At 41.7% G+C, this 20,401-nt stretch carries 15 protein-coding genes and 1 pseudogene; 10 read left to right on the top strand and 6 right to left on the bottom strand.

Going from position 1 to position 20,401, the window contains the following annotated elements; translation table 11 throughout:
- Positions 1-283: 283 nt before the first annotated feature.
- From ACGE0T_RS03180 to ACGE0T_RS03195, 4 genes and pseudogenes are all read right to left on the bottom strand, one after another.
- On the bottom strand, positions 284-3,376 hold the full coding sequence (locus ACGE0T_RS03180) for an FISUMP domain-containing protein (RefSeq protein ID WP_459189094.1): 3,093 nt from the start codon (positions 3,374-3,376) through the stop codon (positions 284-286).
- Positions 3,377-3,828: 452 nt separating this feature from the next.
- Positions 3,829-5,448 carry an RluA family pseudouridine synthase gene (locus ACGE0T_RS03185; protein ID WP_459190411.1) on the bottom strand — a complete coding sequence of 540 codons (1,620 nt, stop codon included), beginning with the start codon at positions 5,446-5,448 and terminating at the stop codon, positions 3,829-3,831.
- Positions 5,449-5,469: 21 nt separating this feature from the next.
- The gene (locus tag ACGE0T_RS03190) at positions 5,470-5,934 is read right to left on the bottom strand and encodes a GNAT family N-acetyltransferase (RefSeq protein ID WP_459190412.1); all 465 of its coding nucleotides are present in this window, start codon (positions 5,932-5,934) and stop codon (positions 5,470-5,472) included.
- Positions 5,911-6,351, bottom strand: a pseudogene (locus ACGE0T_RS03195) (GNAT family N-acetyltransferase); the annotation flags it as partial. The gene ACGE0T_RS03190 and the pseudogene ACGE0T_RS03195, both read right to left, overlap by 24 nt.
- Positions 6,352-6,492: 141 nt before the next feature.
- On the opposite strand from ACGE0T_RS03195, the gene ACGE0T_RS03200 reads away from it, so the two are divergent.
- On the top strand, positions 6,493-7,254 hold the full coding sequence (locus ACGE0T_RS03200; RefSeq protein ID WP_459189095.1) for a hypothetical protein: 762 nt from the start codon (positions 6,493-6,495) through the stop codon (positions 7,252-7,254).
- Positions 7,255-7,257: 3 nt separating this feature from the next.
- Here the strand turns inward: ACGE0T_RS03200 and ACGE0T_RS03205 are convergent, their stop codons facing one another.
- Both ACGE0T_RS03205 and ACGE0T_RS03210 read right to left on the bottom strand, forming a co-directional pair.
- On the bottom strand, positions 7,258-7,899 hold the full coding sequence (locus ACGE0T_RS03205) for a DUF1847 domain-containing protein (RefSeq protein WP_459189096.1): 642 nt from the start codon (positions 7,897-7,899) through the stop codon (positions 7,258-7,260).
- A 9-nt stretch (positions 7,900-7,908) separates the two neighbouring features.
- Positions 7,909-8,781, bottom strand: a complete 873-nt coding sequence (locus ACGE0T_RS03210; protein ID WP_459189097.1) for an SDR family NAD(P)-dependent oxidoreductase — start codon at positions 8,779-8,781, stop codon at positions 7,909-7,911.
- 247 nt (positions 8,782-9,028) lie between these two features.
- Here ACGE0T_RS03210 and ACGE0T_RS03215 point away from each other — a divergent pair, with 247 nt between their 5' ends.
- The 9 genes from ACGE0T_RS03215 (at position 9,029) to ACGE0T_RS03255 (ending at position 20,397) form a co-directional block, all read left to right on the top strand.
- Entirely contained in the window at positions 9,029-9,724 is a 696-nt protein-coding gene (locus ACGE0T_RS03215) for a hypothetical protein (protein WP_459189098.1), read from the top strand.
- A 699-nt stretch (positions 9,725-10,423) separates the two neighbouring features.
- Complete coding sequence (locus tag ACGE0T_RS03220) at positions 10,424-10,744, top strand: helix-turn-helix domain-containing protein (RefSeq protein ID WP_459189099.1); 321 nt, start codon at positions 10,424-10,426, stop codon at positions 10,742-10,744.
- Positions 10,745-10,747: 3 nt separating this feature from the next.
- Positions 10,748-12,010 (top strand): type II toxin-antitoxin system HipA family toxin, encoded by a 1,263-nt coding sequence (locus tag ACGE0T_RS03225; protein ID WP_459189100.1) that lies wholly within the window; start codon positions 10,748-10,750, stop codon positions 12,008-12,010.
- A 158-nt stretch (positions 12,011-12,168) separates the two neighbouring features.
- Positions 12,169-12,294: a hypothetical protein gene (locus ACGE0T_RS03230; RefSeq protein WP_459189101.1), complete on the top strand. Its 126-nt coding sequence runs from the start codon at positions 12,169-12,171 to the stop codon at positions 12,292-12,294.
- A gap of 43 nt (positions 12,295-12,337) precedes the next feature.
- Positions 12,338-12,559 (top strand): helix-turn-helix transcriptional regulator, encoded by a 222-nt coding sequence (locus tag ACGE0T_RS03235; protein ID WP_459189102.1) that lies wholly within the window; start codon positions 12,338-12,340, stop codon positions 12,557-12,559.
- A gap of 2 nt (positions 12,560-12,561) precedes the next feature.
- Entirely contained in the window at positions 12,562-15,234 is a 2,673-nt protein-coding gene (locus ACGE0T_RS03240; RefSeq protein WP_459189103.1) for a type I restriction-modification system subunit M, read from the top strand.
- Complete coding sequence (locus ACGE0T_RS03245; RefSeq protein ID WP_459189104.1) at positions 15,231-16,496, top strand: restriction endonuclease subunit S; 1,266 nt, start codon at positions 15,231-15,233, stop codon at positions 16,494-16,496. Before ACGE0T_RS03240 ends, ACGE0T_RS03245 begins: the two co-directional genes overlap by 4 nt.
- A complete protein-coding gene (locus ACGE0T_RS03250) occupies positions 16,493-19,687 on the top strand; it encodes a type I restriction endonuclease subunit R (RefSeq protein WP_459189105.1) in 3,195 nt (1,064 codons plus the stop codon). Before ACGE0T_RS03245 ends, ACGE0T_RS03250 begins: the two co-directional genes overlap by 4 nt.
- Positions 19,687-20,397 carry a M48 family metallopeptidase gene (locus ACGE0T_RS03255; RefSeq protein ID WP_459189106.1) on the top strand — a complete coding sequence of 237 codons (711 nt, stop codon included), beginning with the start codon at positions 19,687-19,689 and terminating at the stop codon, positions 20,395-20,397. Before ACGE0T_RS03250 ends, ACGE0T_RS03255 begins: the two co-directional genes overlap by 1 nt.
- The last annotated feature ends 4 nt before the right edge of the window (positions 20,398-20,401 follow it).

The following is a 20,401-nucleotide window of genomic DNA, read 5'->3' on the forward strand; positions in this document are numbered from 1 at the left end:
TGAATAAAAAAATAGTTCCGCTTGCGAGCGAAATGGTTTTACAGTGCTGTTTGGTGTCTCCGCCGACGAGCGAAGTGGTTTTGCAGCACTGTTTGAAGCGTCTGCTGATGCGCGAATCGATTTTACATCACTGTTTTATGGCTTCGCTGGCGAGCGGAGGTATCAAACAGTGATGTGTACCACTTTCGCTCGCCAGCGGAATGGAAATACAGTACTGTTTTTTGCTATCAATCGAATGCGGTCGGCAATCGCAGATCAGCCTTAGCTAATTCGCCGACCTTTTTTATTCTTGGAGACACCTAACCGAGAACCCGCTCGCCCTGAGGCTTACGTCCTGGCCGAACGTAGCACTGCCGAAGTACACGTTACGGGCGCTCGTACTACTGGACGGCACTGACGACGACCAGTAGTAGCCGTAGGAATCCTGATCGTAGGACGAACCACTACTGAGGCTCCGATAGCCCGCAGCAGGCAAAAGCAACTCAAGGTTGTTCGCTGCACTTATTTTCAGGATATTATTACTATAACTTTTACCGGAACTGGAATTATCTGCACCTATAGCTACCCATTCAGCCATAGTAGGAACACGCCAACCGGCAGGGCAAGGGTCAGAAGGTGTCTTACGGGCAGTCTTTGTAGCATCGACAGTTGTACTGGCTACCTCATCCAGATTCCATAATTTCTGATACCAGGCACTGGCCTGCATGCTACTGCCTGACGGGTTATCCGTACCCTCGGTGAAAAGCAACCAATTATACTGCGTATTTGGATTAGAAGAACTATTCACGATAAACTTCTTATCCCACGGGCTCATATCGGCAAGGGCGCCCTCACCAGTTGGGAAACCTAACGGGTCGGTTTTACCGTCAAACTTTTCCTCATTGGTGATATCGCTATTGTTGGTATTTGTGAATCCATATTGACGCCCCCACTGGTATAATTTACCACAAGTGGTTGTAATGTCATTTGTACCACCGGCTGTTGAAGAAGCGGCTGGTACGGTAGTAGGTATTTCGGTAGCACCCAAATTTACAGGAGACCAATAATACGTTTTCCCGTCTTTTCCCGTCATTTGGATGGCGGTATAACGTTTCATATCGCTGACTGGATAAGTGACCGTATTGGCACTGCGGTAAAAGTCATATTGTTTTACTGTGGTACTTCCGCTTTGAATATTGAGCACAGCTTTGTTCGCCTGATAAAGCTTATCATCACCGTTACAAGCGCTAACTTCTGCTTTCACATCATAAACGCGCCGGTTATTGCCAACTGTAGGGGTTGCCACTTCGGTTGTAAACCAGGATAAATCACCACCAAAAGCAACATCACCCGATGTTTGGACAGAGGGAGAAAACAAAGACGCGACTTTTACCGTCACAGTTCCACCGGCTGTTCCTATTCGCAAGGCGCTGCGGCTGCCGATTGTTTTGGATTCAAAATCAGAGATTGTACAAGAAGGGGTAAATGAGGGTTCATCTTCTATCGACAGGGTTACTGGCAATTCTTTCAATGCATCCAGTTTATGTTGGAACTTAAAGGTTATTTCGCCCGGATTGGCAGTCGGGAAGCCGTCCTTATCCACTTTCACTTCAAACTTATACGTATCTTCATCATTACTGCTTTCCGTTTTATCCACGGTCATCCATTTGGGGAAATCAGCCAGTTTGCTGCCACCCTGACAATTGACGGTAAGCGTTACGGAAGGTGTTGCAACAGAGGATGTTGCTTTCAAGGTCAACTTGTTATCTGCAAAGCTACTGCCGGTAGAAGGTGTACCGGATAGGCTCAGTTCAGGTGTAAAAGATAGTGCTTCGACAAGCAGCGTATTGCTCTTTCCGGTAGCGTCATCGATAAAACGGATGATTCCCCGTGGATAAATGCCTCCGGTATAATCCGCCTTCATGGAGATAATATACTTATGTTCCGTGCCGGAGATGGTGGAAGCGGTTACAGCTTTTGTTGCCGGGTCTTCTTTTACTTCCAGCCAGTCGCAGTTTTTATTGTTTCCGGCATAACGGATGGCACAAGACATGGTAGAGTTGGCGGTTGTGGAAAGGGAAAACTTGCTGTTATCAGCAAGAAGCATCGTTACCGTTTTGTTAGTTTCATCAAAAGTCGTTGCGGCGTTTGCTATCCCGTCCGGGTCGAAAGCAAAGTCACCGGAACCAGCTGTAGGGTCGAGGCCGTCTATCTCGCCGCCTTCATCCCATTCGGCTACATTCAGTGTGAAGTCCAAGTGGTATTCATCCGCTTTGGTAATGCCGATGGTGTATCTATGGTTATTGTTTATTTCAAGCGCAACCGAGCCGCCGTCGGCTGTAGGCTGTTCAAAAGGTATCCGGTAGGTTACGTCTTTCGTCTCTGTCAGGTTTACCTGATACGTCCCTTTCAGTATCAGGTAACCTTTATCTTCCGAAGGGCTTGGATAGCTGTAGAAAGCAGATACTTGCAGGCCTTCATTGGCTTTGTCGCCTTCAAAAGCACGTTCAGGATAAGCGATTAAATCATCATCATCCGCAGGAGACGTGCCATATACTTTGACGGGGAAGAAAGAAACTCCCTTCCGTCCGTTACCCATCGAAATGGATTCCAAGTGAAATTTGGAATCAGTCTCTATATTGCTCACATCAAAGCGGGCCATCGTGCGTGTCAGTTTAAACCCGGTCTGTACGCGTGCGGAAGAACCGAAGTCGGTCAGGTCGATGGGAACGGTTTGCGAACCGACCATCGGAAGGGGTAGGTTTAATGCCGTGCCTGTCGCTGAAAGCAATGGGGAATGGAGCTTCTGAAAGTCTGTTTCGGAGGGTGTCCCTTCGACAAGGTTTCCGGTTTCCATCGTGTATTCGAGTGGCTGGAAGTAAGCGTCCTCCACTTTATCGCCTGCCGTATTCACCAGTTCGGTTTGGTTGGCAAGGCAGTAAAGGCGTACGAACATGCCTTTTTGGAGTTCAAGCAGGGCGGTGGAGGTAGCGTCGTCCGTACCGACAGCGAGGTTCAGTTTATTGGCTCCTGCCGGCAGAGCTATTCCTTCCGGGCGGTAAGCGAAGCGTTCGCGGTAGGTGTAAGTGCCTGCCTCGTCCGTAGAAGCGAACACGTAAATATCCAGCGTGGAGATTGCGTTCTCTTCTTTGGTGGCAATGGGTGCATCTGCTTTTGTTTCCGATTTGGTTGTGGCTACGGTAAGTTTGTTCTTAAAGGAAAGAAGCACTTCGCGTTTGTTTTCACTGCCGGTTCCGTCTGCCGGGGTACGGTCTGTCTTATCGGACTCAGCCGTACAGGAAGAAGCAAGCAGCACGGCGGCAAGCAGATATGCACTTGCCGCAAGTGCCTGTAGAGGTCTGCATGAGGGACATAGACCTTGTTGTTTTGTTTTCATATTCAATCTATTTATAGTTTATGTTTGTTATTACCCTATCCCTGTAGTCTTTAATCCGCGTTTTTCTCGCCATCCGTGTTAAAAATCAATTTGCGTCTGAGAACTATCCAATCGGATGGTTTTTATAAAAAATAGAACCGGCAGTTCAATTAAGACTACGTTAAAAATTAGGATATCTTAATAAATTTCATGCCGTGAAAGTTGTTGAGATTCATAAATTCTCAGGATTTTGAGAATTTTCTATAATCAATAAGCATTAATAATCAAAGGCTTATAGCATTAATATGTAGTAATATCTTTATACATTTGTGAAATCTTAACGTAGTCTTAATTGGACTAAACAATCTATTTTTAGCGTTTCAAGCCGTAATTGTGCATAAACAAACTCATAGTAATGATTTCGGGAAACCATTACTATGAACTAACAGATATCATTTAAATAGACCTTTATTTTAAAACGGAGCGTTCTTTTCTATCCGGATAATTTTACCGCTTGCAGGATGTACAAACTCGATGGCTTCCGCATGCAGATAAAGCCTTTCCGCTTTTTTTCCGTAAAGTTCATCCCCGACAATGGGACAGTTCAGCCCTTCCGGATGGGCGGAATGGACACGTAGTTGATGGGTTCTTCCGGTAAGCGGGTGAAAAGCAATGCGCGTTTGGGTTTCTGTATGGCTTATGACCTGATAATTGGTAATGGTTGTTTTGCCTTGTTCCCTGTCTGCAATTTGGCGTGGTCTGTCGTGCAGGTCAGGACGAAGCGGCAAGTTAATTGTTCCTTTTTTCTCTGCAGGTATGCCGTCAAGCAAAGCGATATATCGTTTTTTTATGGTACGGTTTTCAAATTGGGCTTGCAGATGTTGGTGAGCCTCCTTTGTTTTGGCAACAAGCAACAGACCGGAAGTAGCCATATCGAGCCTATGCACAATCATTGGGCCTGTTGCATCAGGGTACATGGAGTGCATGCGTTGCTCTATCGAGTCTATGTCTGTCTTTCCGGGAACCGAAAGCATGCCCGCCGGTTTGTTCACTATCAGCAACCATTCGTCTTCATACACAATTTCAAGCTCCGTATCTTTATAAACATCTTTGGCCAGAGGATTTTCTTCCACATCCAATCCTTGCAGCATATGTTTCAGGATAGGCTCGCATTTCCCTTTGCAAGCCGGATAAAAGTATCCGTGTTTACGAATCTCACCGACAGGCGAATTACCCCACCAGAACTCAGCCATGGCAACCGGTTTTAATTGGTGTAAGTAAGCATATTGCAATAGTTTCGGAGCGGCACATTCTCCGGCTCCGGCAGGAGGGGCCCGATGGACGGTTTGCTCGAAAATATCACAGAGGCTCTCTATTTCTTCACGGGCATTGAACAGATGGTACTGGTCGAACAGTCTTTGTTGCAGCTCAATCGACCTGTCTTTGCGTACTTCTTTAAAATAGGCTATCTCGTTCGTGAAAACGTCTATTTCGCGCTGTATGGCTGCAATACGGTTTTTCCACTCACGTTCCATCCGTTTGAGTTCGGCTTTCTGGAATTGGCTCTCTTTAATTAAGGCGGCCAGTTCCGTTTCATCCGGATTATTTTGGCGGCGGCTTTCCCGGGCTGCTTTTGCCGCTTTCATCGCCTCTTTTGCTTCTGCCAGGGCTTTTTCGGCTTTCTCTGTTTCTTCTTTAAGAAGTTGTTTGTTGAGCAGTAAAGAGGGGTGATTCTGTAGCATTTCAATCCGGTCGTTGATTATCGATATGTATTTTTCAACGGGCTTGAAAAATCCGTCTGGTTCCGATAAGTCATAGATGGGAGGGACGAAATAAGAATGGCAACTCTTTCCGGCGATATTACCGGAGAAAGCGGCAAGATAGCCTATTCCGCCTGTTGTATCCTTTACGATCAGGACTCCGAACATTTTTCCCTGTTGCAGTTCTTCCTGCCACATTTCTTGTGTTCGGATATACTCCTGAATCTCATCTGCTGCGATAACACATAACGGATGAGGGGTATAATGGAATGGATAGGTAAACTTTTCCGGTAAGCTCAGGTGCGAAACCGGGGTACTGAAACGGTGTAGTATATCGGTAGTTTTATTCATAGGTTATGTCTCTTTTGTCATATGTAAAATGGGAAACGGTTTCCCCATAGGGTCCATCGCATCACGTCCGGTTATTTTAAATCCCCGTTGCAGGTAAAAACGGAGTGCCTGTTCGTTTTGCTCGTTTACATCTACACGACGGATATGCTTTTCATTCAGGGCGAAATCAATCAATCGCTTGCCGTATCCTTTTCCCTGTTCGCCGGGATGTACAAAGAGCATTTCGATAAGGTCATCGCTTAAACCTGTGAATGCGACAATCCTGTTTTGTTCGTTCCGGATGATATAGAGATGGACCGCTTTGAAGTACTCATTACGGACCAGCGGTTTGTAAAACAGGATATCATCTTCCGTCAGGAAATGGTGCGAACTGCGAACGGATGCTTCCCAAAGGGTAGCCAATTCGTCATAGTCTGTTTCCTGAGCCGGTTCGATAGCTTGGAAAAAATCTTTTCTCAGGTAAATCATATCGATAAGCTGTTTGCCCGCTTCAAACATCGGGTGGTCGTAATTGTCTGTGAAGAAGTTCGGGATGCGGTGTGAGTAAACAAATCCGCAATCTTCGTAAAAAGATAGCGTCAGCGGACTGTCGCCGGTTCCGACCAGCATTGTTTTGCTTTTCCCTTTATAATAATCGAACAGGTAGTGTATCATTTGTCTGCCATATCCCTGTCGTTGGTATTGTGGATAAACGGCAATGTTTTTCAGTTCGTATACGCCGTTTCCTTCATGAGTAACTACACAAGTACATTTCAGGTCGTCTTTATAAAGTGCGAACATTTCTCCCCGTTCCAAATAAAGGTCTATCATGGATTCCTGTTCGTCGGCAAGCAATAGCAGGTCGAGGAATTGTTTTTTATTCCCAGTAACGGGGATGATTTTTATATCTGTAGGTTGCATCATAAATGACTCTTTTTTGTTAGACAGGCAAAGAACCGAATTGGTATTTTCAGTTTTGCCTGCAAAGTAATCATTTTTCCCGGGAACTCCGGTTATCTTTGCGGTTCATTTTAATCGTATCGGGGTATGCAGTATGCAGAGCTATTATATCGTTTGACAGTGGATTGCAAAGATAACGGGAAACGTTTTCAGGTAAAGGACAGAATACGGGAAATCAAATCACTTTTGGCACAATCGGATTACCTGCTATTATTTGAAGGTGATTTATCTTTGATTTACGGTAAAGCGCTACCGGAGACGGATGAATATAAAGTGCTTGTTTCTTCACACATCGATTGTGTGTATGAAAACTGTTTTGCAGAGGAAGTCGGGGAATGCTGGAAAGGCACTTTTGACAATAGCGCCACGAACGCAGCTGTTATCGATTTGATGTTGAGGGGTGAGTTAGGCAGTTCCGTCTTGGTTGCTTTTACCGGTGATGAAGAAAAAGACGATGGAGGAGCAATAGAAGTGCTGCAATTTCTCCATGAAAAGGAATGTTGCCCTGAACGGGTTATTGTTCTTGATGTTACGAATGAAGGTGAAGAGGAAGAAGTTGCATTCTCTATGGAAAACGACCGGAATTTTGACCTGCTAACCGGATACCAGCTTATCGGCCTGTTACAATCAGAAGAGGTCGTATGGGTTTTTGCCCATGATGCGGAACCGGATGAGACATGGGTATATGGAAAGGCTACCGGAAACGGCTTTCCGGGCATACCTTGCCTGAGTTTATGTCTACCGGTTGTTGGCGATATGCATGCGGAGGCAGGGGTTTATTTATATAAATCCAAAATCGAACCTTATAAAGGCATTTTGAGTAAACTGGCAAACTGTGCGTTCGGATAACGGCTATTTGTTATCCGGCACCAATTTCTTCCGGTAATACGAGTTTGCCGTATAGAGTGCGGCTGCCGGGTTGTTGCCTGTGATACGGTCTTTCGTAACCAGGGTGGTAACATACGCATCCGAATATTTATAAAACAGGCTGTCGTGCCCAACACACAGTCCGATTACGACATTCAGGTCGGTATGTGCTTCATTTAGCAGGCGCGCCTGAAGAATGGGGTTACACATGGCTGCTCCGATATTTTCACATTCCTGGGGAATGCCGATGGATGACTTGGATTTCCCGGCTACTTTGCATAGTACGGAATAGGGTTCGAAGCCATTGGCCCGCAGGATACGGGTAAAGATACGTGCTTCATTGAGAAGCCCGATACAGTTGGCGATACCTATCCGGTGTGCATTGATTTTACGGGCGAAGGCCATGATTTCTTCCACGCGTGTCCATTGGCAGTAGCCTTCATATTCCACTTCTGCACTGGCAACCATGATGTCGTGGTTGCGCCCTTCTTCATAACGTTCCAAGGCCCATTCCATATCTTCCGGTTTCAGGTGGGTTGTCAGGCAAAAATCCGGATAGGTACGGTCTTTGAATTTACAGTTCTGTGTCCCGCAGTCGGTGCAGGTAAGCGTTGTATCTTTTTGCATACTTCTTTTTTATTCGAGATAAATCATTCTTTTTGTCATACCTCCGTCGATGGTGATGTTTTCACCATTGATAAAGTCGTTTTCTTTCTGGCAAAGGAACAGGCACATACGGGCGATATCTTCCGGTTTGCCTACTCGGCGTGATGGGTGCTGGTCGTGGTCTTCCTGCCGGAGTTGTTCGTAGTCATGGTTCTGTATCCATCCGGGAGCAATGGAGTTGACACAAATGTGCCATTCTGCCAAAGACAGAGCCAGCGCATGCGTCAGTGAATAGATACCTCCCTTAGAGGCTGCGTAACCTTCGCTTCCCGGTTCGCTCATCAGGTAACGGGTGGAACAGATATTGATGATTCGCCCGTATGGATTAGGCATAGGTAGCGATTTACGGTGAATAGCCAGTTGTCTGGAGGTGATAAACACCGGACGGAGATTGATGGATAAGATACGGTCGAAATCTTCCACTTCCGTTTCTGTAATGGGTGAGAATCGGCTTACTCCCGCATTGTTGATAAGTACATCGATATCTCCCCAATCTTTAAAAACTTGTTGCATGCATTTTTCAAGGGCCTCTTTGTCACTTACGTCGACCGGATAGAAAATTGCACCGGTTTCTTGGCTTGTTTGCTCTCCCAATGTCGCATTACAGTCGCAGAAGGCTACAAGGCAGCCTGTCTCTGAAAAGGCTTTGACGATAGCTTTCCCGATTCCGTCAGCCCCTCCGGTTATAAAAACTCTTTTCTTGTCCAGTCCGGCAACCGGTTGCTCCGGCTTGACAGGATGAGTTATTGTTGTGGGTTTCTTCCCGTATTTACGGGCTTTTTCCCAAGCGGCCTTCTTTGCGTTATATTGTTCGTATTGTCTTTCGATGTAATTGTCTGCCATAGATTTCGCTTTTAAATGGTAAACAAATGTAATCAAAATTTGCAGAATGGAAACGGATATATATAGTAGTTGTGGGATTGAAATTAGGTTTGGGAAATATTGACGTAATTTGCAGAGTGAAATAATTGTACTTGATAAAATGTCATATCTTTGCTGCAAACATATATTTTGCTTATCGTAGATTTTTGATTATAAGTAGGTATATGAGTTTTACTTAAAGATAATATGTAGATAAACATTTAAGGGCATGGGATATTTTGCAGGAGGGGGTTCTGGCAAGGGATGGAATTTGTTTTATTTCATTTTGACACCGGATGAGTTTAAAGAGCTATTCGATGGACTGTCTTATTCGTTTATAGAGACGGGTTCGCGCGTTGAAATGAATTATCGGGAAACTTCTAAAAAAGATGTATTTCAAGCATATGAAGAGTTTTTTGAACGGATTCTTATAGGAGAAGATAGTTTAAGCAGAGAACAACTTTGGAAAATAGAACGCCCTGTTAGAACTTCTGTAATAGATGATATAAACAAGATTTCTTTTGTTGATATAAAAGATGAAAAAGGGAATCCCATACCTTTTAAACTTGTAGACCCCCAAGAACCTGTAATTAATATTGATCCCTTTTATTTATTTTGGTCGGCAGAACGGGAAAAACTGAGTGTTGTCTATATGAATGAACCGGGGATTATCGGTTTAAGACTCTCTTTCCCTAAATATATTACTTGGTACAATCAGGATAGTTCCGATACACGAGATACTACTTCGTATGAAAGTGCTTTATTGTTCGAAACTTTAGTGAAACGCATAAAGTCTGTTTCAAAAAAAGCAAAGGTCGAATGGTCTGGAAAATTGTTTAAACCAAACTTCTGGGTGAGTCCGAAAGTGTTGGAATTTATTAATAGAAATAAGTATTTACAGGCAAACGGATTAGTTATCAGATAGCAATTAGTTTTATTCATGTTGCTGATTCTGTAAATCATAAGTAACTTATTATTACTTTCGATGCAGCATACATAGCTGCTTGAATGATAGGTTATTGCAATTTAATCGGTAGAAAAGTTGTTTTTGAGACCTCTGAGACTTGTTTTTGAGGCTGTTTTACACTCTTTTCTCAATGAATCAGAACCATGAGGAAATATTGTATCCTCAATGAAGTTCACCTATCTTCTATCCGACTACAAAAGTACAAAATTCCGTGATGTTTTCACCGATAATGTCAACTAAATGCAATAGATTTTCATGGATATTGTTTGCTGACCAAAAGAGAAAAAATCAGTCGAAGCCTTTTTATTTCCTTCCCCTTTGTTTGACTTAACTTTATTACCCGTGTATATAATAACGGTCATTAAAGTCAAGTTGAGAATGGAATTATATCTTTTTCTTTTGGCAAGCAAAATAGTTCTTTGATATGATTGAGTGTATGAGGACTAATTTACATTCTATGTAACGAATAACATATTGTTTGTTTACAGGTGTATATAGTGCTTATAAATTAACATTATGGCATTTAGTTTTTTGAGTTTCTGCTCAAAATGGGTTATGTGTATGGTTAATTATGCAATGATGTGCATTTTTCTATGTGTAATATATCATTAAATAAACAAAAAGTACTACCTTTGCATATTATATGATAGATTGATTATGGCGAAGAATACAATGGGTACAAAGTTGCCTCGAAAATTGGAGCAGAAGATGCAAGTTGTGGGCGAACAGATTAAATTAGCTCGCTTGCGTAGGAATCTGAGTATTGCTCAGGTGGCAGAACGTGCAACTTGTTCTCCGCTTACTATTTCCCGAATCGAAAAAGGTGCTCCTACTGTTGCAATGGGAATTTATCTTCGTGTATTGTATGCTTTGCAACTGGATGATGATATACTATTGCTCGCCAAAGAAGATAAAATGGGAAAAGCTTTGCAAGATTTGAGTTTGAAAACAAGAGAACGTGCTTCTAAAAAGGAATAAGCGATGAGAAAGTTGTACGTATATGCCGATTTCGATTGGCTCAAAGAAGTGGAACTCATAGGCGAATTGGGCTATGAGTCTCTCCGTGGTACGGATAGCTATAGCTTTACATTCAATAATGAGTGGTTGAAAAAGCACAGCGATCTGTTTTTGAGTGACGACCTGAACAATTATCCCGGTCAGCAATATACACAACCGGACAAGGATATATTCGGATGTTTTTCTGATGCCTTGCCGGATCGTTGGGGACGAACTTTGTTGTTGCGTCGTGAGCAAATTGCGGCAGCGGAAGAAAAGCGACCTGTAAGGAGATTGTCATCTTTCGATTTCTTGACCGGTATCGATGATTTCTCTCGAATGGGTGGATTCCGTTTTAAAGAAACCCCTGATGGTGAATTTATAAATGTAAGTGAATCGTTGAAAATCCCACCTCTGACAGATATTCGGGAGTTGATTGCTGCCAGTGCTGAGATTGAGAAAAGCGAAGAAAATAATATGCTTCCTGATAGGAAATGGATTGCACAACTTGTGCAACCTGGGACATCATTAGGAGGAGCACGTCCTAAAGCCAATGTTGTAGATACGGATAAAACTCTTTATGTGGCTAAGTTCCCGTCGCGCAAGGATGACTATGATGTCGGACTTTGGGAGCATTTCAGCCACTTGCTTGCTACAAAAGCAGGAGTAAACGTAGCAAAAACCAAAGTGCTGGCAACTGGAGAAAAATATCATACATTGCTGTCACAACGTTTCGATAGAACAAACGATAGCAAACGTATTCATTTTGCATCCGCAATGACCTTGTTGGGATTAAGTGATGGAGATAATGCAACTACTGGACACGGCTATTTGGATATAGTTGACTTCATTATTCAGAACTGTACCGATGTAGAGCGAAACCTGCAGGAACTCTTCCGTCGTGTAGCCTTCAATATCTGCATTGGTAACAGCGATGACCATTTCCGCAATCATGGTTTCCTGTTGACTGCAAAAGGGTGGATATTGTCTCCAGCATATGACATGAATCCCACGCTGAGTGAGTATCAAAGTTTGCTTGTTTCATTAACTTCTAATAAAGCAGAGCTGAGTATTTTGCTGGATGCTTGCGAAGACTACATGCTAAACCGTAAAACAGCAGAAAAGATTATTTCGGAGGTTATTGAAGCTGTAAAAGGATGGCGCGAATTGGCAACACGATTAAGTATTTCCAAGAGAGAAGCGGATATGTTTGCCGGAGTGTTGGATGGGCGATATAAGGTGGAATGACTATTATAGTGTGCCAAATTACCAAGCAAAAATGCGCCAAATTGCCAAACGATACGAGATAGATGGTTGATTTGTATGTGATTGAATAATAAGATGCGATTGAAGTTTTGTGTTATGCTGAGCGAACATAATGTTTGTGTAGCATAATTTTTTGAAAGATGAAATTCATTGATGAAATAGATAAAAGCGGTAAATGTGTTTTTGTGCATAGCTTGATGCCAATTGTAGTCATTCCTTTAAATGATGTTTTTGTTGCTTATATACTTGGCTATATGAAGAATTAGATGTATTTTTGTTTGTAATTTAACGAGGATAATTTAAATACTAATGTCGAATAATCAACAAATGATGCTGAATAGAATAAAAGTGGTACTTGCAGAAAAGCAAAGAACCAATAGATGGTTGGCAGAGCAAATAGGTAAGTCCGAGAATACAATTTCAAGATGGTGTTCCAATAAGTCACAACCATCCCTTGATATGCTGGTTAAAGTTGCAGAATTACTTAATATTGACCCTCGTCAGCTCATAAATGGTGAGACAAAAATTTAGTTATGGCAATAAAGAAAACTCAATTATATAGCATACTTTGGGAAAGTTGCAATATCCTACGCGGAAGCATGGACGCGAGTCAATACAAGAACTATGTATTGACTATGCTGTTCTTGAAGTATATCAGCGACAAAGTTAAATCTGATTCAGATATATTCTTTGACCTTCCAGAAGGATGCTCTTTCAATGACATCGTTGCCCTTAAGGGGAAAACCAATATAGGCGAGGAGATTCAGAAGAAACTCCATGCCATAGCTCGAGCGAATCCTCGATTGGATCACATTATCAACGAAGCTGATTTTGATGACTCAACTAAACTTGGAACAGGGAAAGCTAAGGTTGATACATTGACAAGCCTCATTTCTGTTTTTCAGCGAGATTTTCTTGATTTTAGTAAGAACCGTGCTGGCGATGACGATCTTATCGGAGATGCGTATGAATTTCTGATGAAGAATTTTGCCGCAGAGAGTGGTAAAAAGAAAGGTCAGTTTTATACTCCTGCTGAGGTTTCTCGTTTAATGGCTCGTCTGATTGGCATACATAAAGACAATCGGCCGCAGATTTCCATATATGATCCGACTTGCGGCTCGGGATCATTGTTGCTTCGTGCTGCTGCGGAATATTCCAAGCATCGCGATGGTGTTTCTATATTTGGTCAGGAACTAGATGGTGCAACACGAGGTATGGCGGTTATGAATATGTATCTTCATGGCTATGACGACCCGGAGTTAGAAGTCGGAGATACTATTGAAAAGCCATTCTTCAAATCAACATCAAATCAACTGGAAACATTCAACTATGTCGTTGCCAATCCTCCATTTTCTCAGAAAGGATGGATAAAAGGAGAAATTAAGACTAATGACACCTTTGGCCGATGGGGAAACTCCGACAATCTACCGCCCATTCCACCGGTTGGCTATGAAGATTATGCATTTTTGCTCCACATTATCAAGTCTATCAATTCCCAAGGACGGGGAGCTTGTATATTGCCAAACGGAGTTCTGTTTCGTGGTAATGAAGAGGAGGCTGTTAGGCGGAAAATTATTGAGAAACGGTATATCAGAGGTATTATAAGTCTGCCTGCAAACTTGTTTTTTGGTACTGGAATACCAGCTTGTATTATCATTATTGACAAAGCTAAGACTTCGACATCAAAAGGCATTTTTATGATTGATGCTCGCTCTGGATTCGCAAAAGATGGAGCAAAGAATCGACTTCGTGAACAGGATATTCGTCGTGTATTTGATGCATGGGAAACTCTTGAAAATCTCGAAGCAAATGGTAACCTTGATGATAAAGAGGAAACCATACCTCATTTTGCTCGATTCGTACCTTACACCGAAATTACCAACGAGCGAAATGACTGCAATCTCAATGTGTCACGTTATATAACACCAGTCGATACTGAAATTCAGCAAGATCTTTATGCTCACCTCAAACTAAACGGAGGATTACCTGCCAAGGATGTAGAAGATGGATTTTCCTATCTTTGGCGCCACTGTCCGACACTCAAAGACGAGCTGTTTGAGCCATTGGAGAAAAATTATTATAAACTGTGCGTCGGACGTAACGAGATTCCAAAAACTATTACACACAATAAGGAATTCAGTACTTTAAGTGGATTCTTTTCGGAAGCAGTAGAAGAATGGTATAAACTTGTGTCACAACAGATGTTTGCGCTTGCTCTCGGATGCCAGCCTAAAAAAATTATAGCAGACTGGAGTGAGTCACTCCTGGAAATGCTCTCCGAAATCGATGGTCTCGTTGACAAATACACGATATATGACATATTGCTAAACTATTGGAATTCAGCCATGCAAGATGATTGTTATCTGATTTCTCGTTATGGTTGGACGGTGGAATTGTCGTGTGATGTTCTTACGACCGATAAAAAATCTAAAGAGGTAAGGTTCGTTTCTAAAAAGAATCCTACCTTCAGGGATTATAATTGCGATTTGTTGCCAGTTCATGTTGTTATCAATCGATATTTCAAAGAAGAGAACGAGGCGGTCAATAAAGCTGAAGAGCGTGTGTTACAACTCAAAGGAGAGATAGAACAGATGGAGGAGGAATACTCTGAGGAACTTAATGATACTGTTAACGAAATTACAAGCAAATATCTTTACGCTATATGCCCGAAACCATTGGAGGGAGAAAAAGAAGTTTTAGAGTCATATCTTGCTATTAACGAAAAAGGAAAGATTGGCAAAGAGAAACGCGAAGCTATTATCGTCAAAAATCGGAATGTATTCGATTGTCTTAGCGACATGAGTGTAAGTGCAATTAAATATCGATTGAAGGAAGTTGTTAATTATGCGGCATTGCCAGATGATACCATTAAGTTATATAAAAAATATATTGACTTTAACAGAGAGTTGGCTGATGCTAAGACAGATGTTAAACAAAAGATATCAAAGTTGACCAAACTTGTTGTTGCAAAATATCCTACTTTACAAGAATCGGAAATTAAGGGTATGGTTGTCAACGACAAATGGCATACTGCTATAGTTGGAGGAGCAATTAGTGCGGCTTTCGATGTAACCGTGGATATTGAACAACAAGTTACTGCTCTTGTTGATCGTTATGCTCACCGCTTATCCGACATTGACGCTTCAGTACGAGATCTTGAAGAAAAAGTAAATTCTCACCTCGCTAAAATGGGTTTTGAATTATGATTGAAACTAAATTCAAACAAACAGAGTTGGGATTGATTCCTATGGACTGGGCGGTTTTCCGTTTAGGAACTATAAGCGACATTAAAACAGGTCCCTTTGGTTCTTCATTACACGCATCTGATTATGTTCGTTATGGTACACCAATTATTACTGTCGAACATTTAGGTGAACCGTACATACTTCATGCTACGAACACACCATTGGTTGGGGAAAGAGATAAGAAACGTTTGGCTCAATATTCTTTACGGATAGGCGATATAGTATATAGTAGAGTCGGTTCTGTTGACAGAAATAGTGTTGTAACCGAACAAGAAGAAGGTTGGTTATTCTCTGGACGATTATTAAGAGTCCGAAATACTTTTGGTTATAACGCATCTTATTTAGGCTATCATTTAAATAGTTATTCAGCAAAACAGCGTATCATTTCTGCTGCTGTTGGATTGGGAATGCCATCAATTAATACAAAAATATTAGGAGAACATTCTGTTATTCTACCAAAAGACGTTAACGAACAAACGAGAATTGCAGAAGCATTGAGCGATGTAGATAAGTTAATTCGTGAACTTGATACTCTGATTGAAAAGAAACGGTCTATAATGCAGGGGACAATGCAAGATCTTCTAACCGCTCGTCGTCGACTTCCTGGTTTCGATGAACCATGGGAAGAAATGGCGTTTAAGGATTTGGGATATACTTATAACGGACTTTCAGGGAAAACTGATTTTGATTTCGGACATGGCGATTCTAAATTCATTATGTTCGTAAATGTAATTTATAAATATACTATATCTCCAAATTATTTTGAGCATGTCAATGTTTCCAAAGGCGAAAAACAAAATAAGGTTCAAAAAAATGACCTTATATTTAACACGTCTTCTGAGACCCCGGATGAGGTCGGAATGTGTTCATGTGTAACGGAAGAATATGATGATTTGTATCTTAATAGTTTCTGTTTTGGCTTAAGATTTTATAAGCCCAATATCAATCCAAGATTTCTAACATTTCTTCTTCGCAGCAAAATTGGGAGAGATTTAATGATGGAATTAGCACAAGGATCTACTCGATACAATCTTCCTAAACGAAGATTTTTAACTTCGAAAATTCGACTTCCTAAAGATATACATGAGCAGAATGAAATAGCATCAGTTCTCTCTGATATGAATGACGAAATTGAAGAAATTGAGGTGAAAAGGGATAAATATATTGCAGTCCGTCAAGGTATGATGCAGCAGTTATTAACAGGAAAAATTCGTTTGATATGAACACGATACCATTAGTAGATTCAGAACGCGTAACCCAAAACCGTGTTGTTAATCTCCTCCACAATTACTGTGGTTATCAGTATCTTGGATATAAGCAAGATGCCGATAACCTTCCAATTATCCCCGAAATTCTTGGAAAGTTTATAAAAGATACACAACATGCCTCGAATACCGAGATTGATAAAGTACTTCGCTTGCTCGATTTGGAGATAAGCCGATGCCATGACAAGGATACGCTGTTTCAGAGCAATCTGAACTTTTATAGCTATCTGCGCTATGGAGTAAATATTCAAGGTGATGACGGACAAAGTAAAACTATTAAGATTATCGAGTGGCTAGAGGATAATGTGGCCGATAATATCTTTTCTTTGGCAGAGGAAGTAACTGTCCGCCGTAATATAGAAGAATACCATACACGTCGTCCAGACATAGTCGTATATGTCAATGGAATGGCACTTGGAGTTATTGAATTGAAGAAATCAACTGTTAGTGTTAAGGACGGTGTACGCCAACAGATTCGTAATAATGGTAAAGATAACGAGATATGTCACTTTTTCGTGCCTGCCCAATTTCTTTTTGCCGGAAACGATAGTGAAGGAGTGCATTATGGTACAATACTAACTCCGGAAAAATTTTGGTTACGCTGGAAAGAACCGACAGGTCAAAGCTATCCTAATGATACACCCACTCCCGAACCAATTCCTGAGTTATTTTCAAGAGCAGAATTTCCTAATGAACTTGATCGTTCATTGCTTCAGATGCTTGAACCGAAAAGAATTTTGCGTCTTATCCATGACTGCGTTGTATATGACGGAGGTATTAAAAAAGTTTGTCGTCCAAACCAATATTTTGCATTCGAGGCAGCAAAACCACGCATCCGCAATAAGCAAAGTGGTATTATCTGGCACTCGCAAGGTGCCGGCAAAAGTTTGATGATGGTATGGCTGGCTCAATGGATATTGGAGAATATCCCAAATGACCCGCGTGTTGTCATTATCACGGATCGTGATGAACTCGACAAGCAAATTGAGAATGGATTTAAAGATGCCGGTCATAAACCAATTCGTGCCAAAAGCGGAAATCATCTTCTTTTGATGCTGTCAGAAGTTGAACCGAATTTGATTTGTACCCTTATCCATAAATTCGGTATTGCAGGACAGGAGGAATCTGCTTTTTCTCCAAAAGAGAAGAAACTCCGAGGAAAGCGCTCACCGGAACAGTATATGGCTGCACTTGCCGAAAAATTGCCTCAAGGGTTTAAGGCTAAAGGCAATATATTTGTCTTTGTTGATGAATGCCATCGTACACAAGGTGGTATACTCAACAAAGCTATGAAAAAAATCATGGGCGATGATGTTATGCTCATTGGTTTTACTGGGACTCCATTGCTGAAACAACAAAAGAGTAAACTTACATCGAGAGAAAACTTTGGCAATTATATCCACACATATAAATTTAATGAGGCGGTTAAGGATCAGGTGATTCTCGACCTACGTTATGAAGCTCGCGAAATAGAGCAGAATCTTGAAAGCGAGCAGGCCGTTGACCAACTTTTTGAACACATTACACGCAATCTTAGTCCGAAAGCAAAAGAGGAGTTAAAAAGCAGATGGGCTGTGATGAAGAATCTTTTTTCGAGTCGTGACCGCGTGCGTAAGATTGTAGCTGACATTGTAAAGGATATGCAACTCATATCATGCCTTCGTGAAGGTTGGGGTAATGCAATGCTGGTTTGCGATAGCATTTATCAGGCTTATCGTTGTTGGGAGGTCTTTCAGGAAACACAACTTAAAGGACATTGTGCAGTCGTTTCAAGTTTTAACGGTAAAGATGCGAGTCCGGAAGAATCATCTTCGGGCGAAACACAAAGCGAGGCTGAATATAAAGCAGAGATGGCTAAAAAGATGTTTAAGGACAGCACTCCCGAAGAATTTGAGGAATGGGCTAAGACTCAATTTGTCGACCATCCGGGTGACATGAAACTTCTGATTGTGGTAAGTAAACTACTTACTGGTTTTGATGCTCCATCGGCTACCTATCTCTACCTTGATAAGAAAATGGAGGGGCATGATTTATTTCAAGCTATCTGTCGCGTAAATCGTACAAACAACGAGCATGAAGAAAAAGAGTTCGGGTATATAGTCGACTACAAACAGCTTTTTAAGAATATTGAAGATGCGGTCAATGATTATACTACTGGAGCATTTTCAGATTACGACAAGGAAGATGTGGAAGGATTGTTAACGGATCGATTTGAGAATGCCAAGCGCGATTTGGACACGGCACTTGAACGTGTAGAGCATCTTTGTGAGCCTGTTGCTTATCCAAAAACGACCAACGAATTTTTTGATTACTTTGTATTCGACCAACGCAGCACGGAACCTGATGAAGAAGAAGCTGCAACTATCCGAAGTGCCCCCATACGCGAAGCCTTCTATAATGCTGTAAAAATTCTTGTGACCCGTTATTCTGCAATTGCGCTTGAAATGGAGAGAGCTGGTTATACGACTGAAGAGGCGCAGACTATATTTGAGTGTATCAAGAATTTTGATAATATTCGGAATGCCATAATGCGCCGTGCCGGAGATATTGTTGACATGAAGCTGTATGATCAGCAGATGAGAAACATACTTGATATGTATATAGATGCCAAGCCCTCAAAGGTACTCGTCATGCTTGAAGACTTTTCATTTCTTGACCTTGTGCTTGACGGTAACTCAGAGGAAGCAGAACATGAGGCTGAGGAAGCACTTGGAGGAAAGGATGGTGTCGCTTCAACGATTACTGCCAATGTTCGTCGTGTAGTTAACCGTAAACGTGAGAGTAATCCAGAAGAATATAGAAAATTCTCAGAACGCATAAATCGACTGCTCGCAGAGTATCGCCAAGGAGTTCTTGACTATAAGGAATATCTCAAAGCAATAGCTGAGTTAGCTCGTGAACTTGGGAATCGTATATTTGACCCTAGACTCGACACTCAAGGCAAACAAGCATTATTTGATAATCTAGGCGAAGATGTTGCATTAACTTTGGAAGTCTATCAACTTATCAAAGTTAATGCTAAGCAAGGATTTAGGACGAATGATGTAAAGAAAGCTAAACTTCGTAGGGTCTTAGAATCATTTACTGCATCTAAACCATTTGATGTAGATGGCATCCTCCGTATTGCAATAAACAATCCTGAGTTTTAATGCACACCATAAAAGTAGCAGATATCGAAATTGAGGTTGAACGCAAATCTATTAAAAATTTGCATTTGGCTGTCTATCCTCCAGATGCGAGGGTGCATATCTCTATGCCTGATTATCTGACAGATGATGATGCTAGAAATTTTGTCTTGCAAAAATTGGAATGGCTTCGAACTCAGATAGAGGAAGTTCTTGCCCAGCCTCGACAAACGAAACGGCAATTCGTATCGGGCGAGAGTCATTATTTATTTGGTCAACGGTATCAACTTATTGTAGAAGAGTTGCCTCACTATGCAAATAGTATGGAACTTAAAGGTAACAAACTTTATATGTTTTTGAAACCTGGCACTTCTATTGAAACAAGAGCAGAACTAATGCGTACTTGGTATAGATCGCATCTTAAAAAGGAACTGACATCAATGCTCCAATATTGGGCTAATAAACTTGAAGAGAATCCTTTTGAATGGCAGGTCAAGCAGATGAAAACTGAATGGGGCAGTTGTATTCCTTCAAAACGTCTGCTTATCTTTAATCTTGAACTTGCCCGAGTACCACGTGAGTGCATTGAGTTTGTGATTGTGCATGAGTTCTGTCATTTTAAAGTCGATAATCATAACAAAATTTTTGAGATGTTGATGACCAAACGTCTTCCGAATTGGCGCACTTTGCGCCAAAAACTGAATGCATTTGTAGCACTACCATACAAAGAATAACGCA

The sequence above is a fragment of the Parabacteroides sp. APC149_11_2_Y6 genome (genome assembly GCF_054506995.1).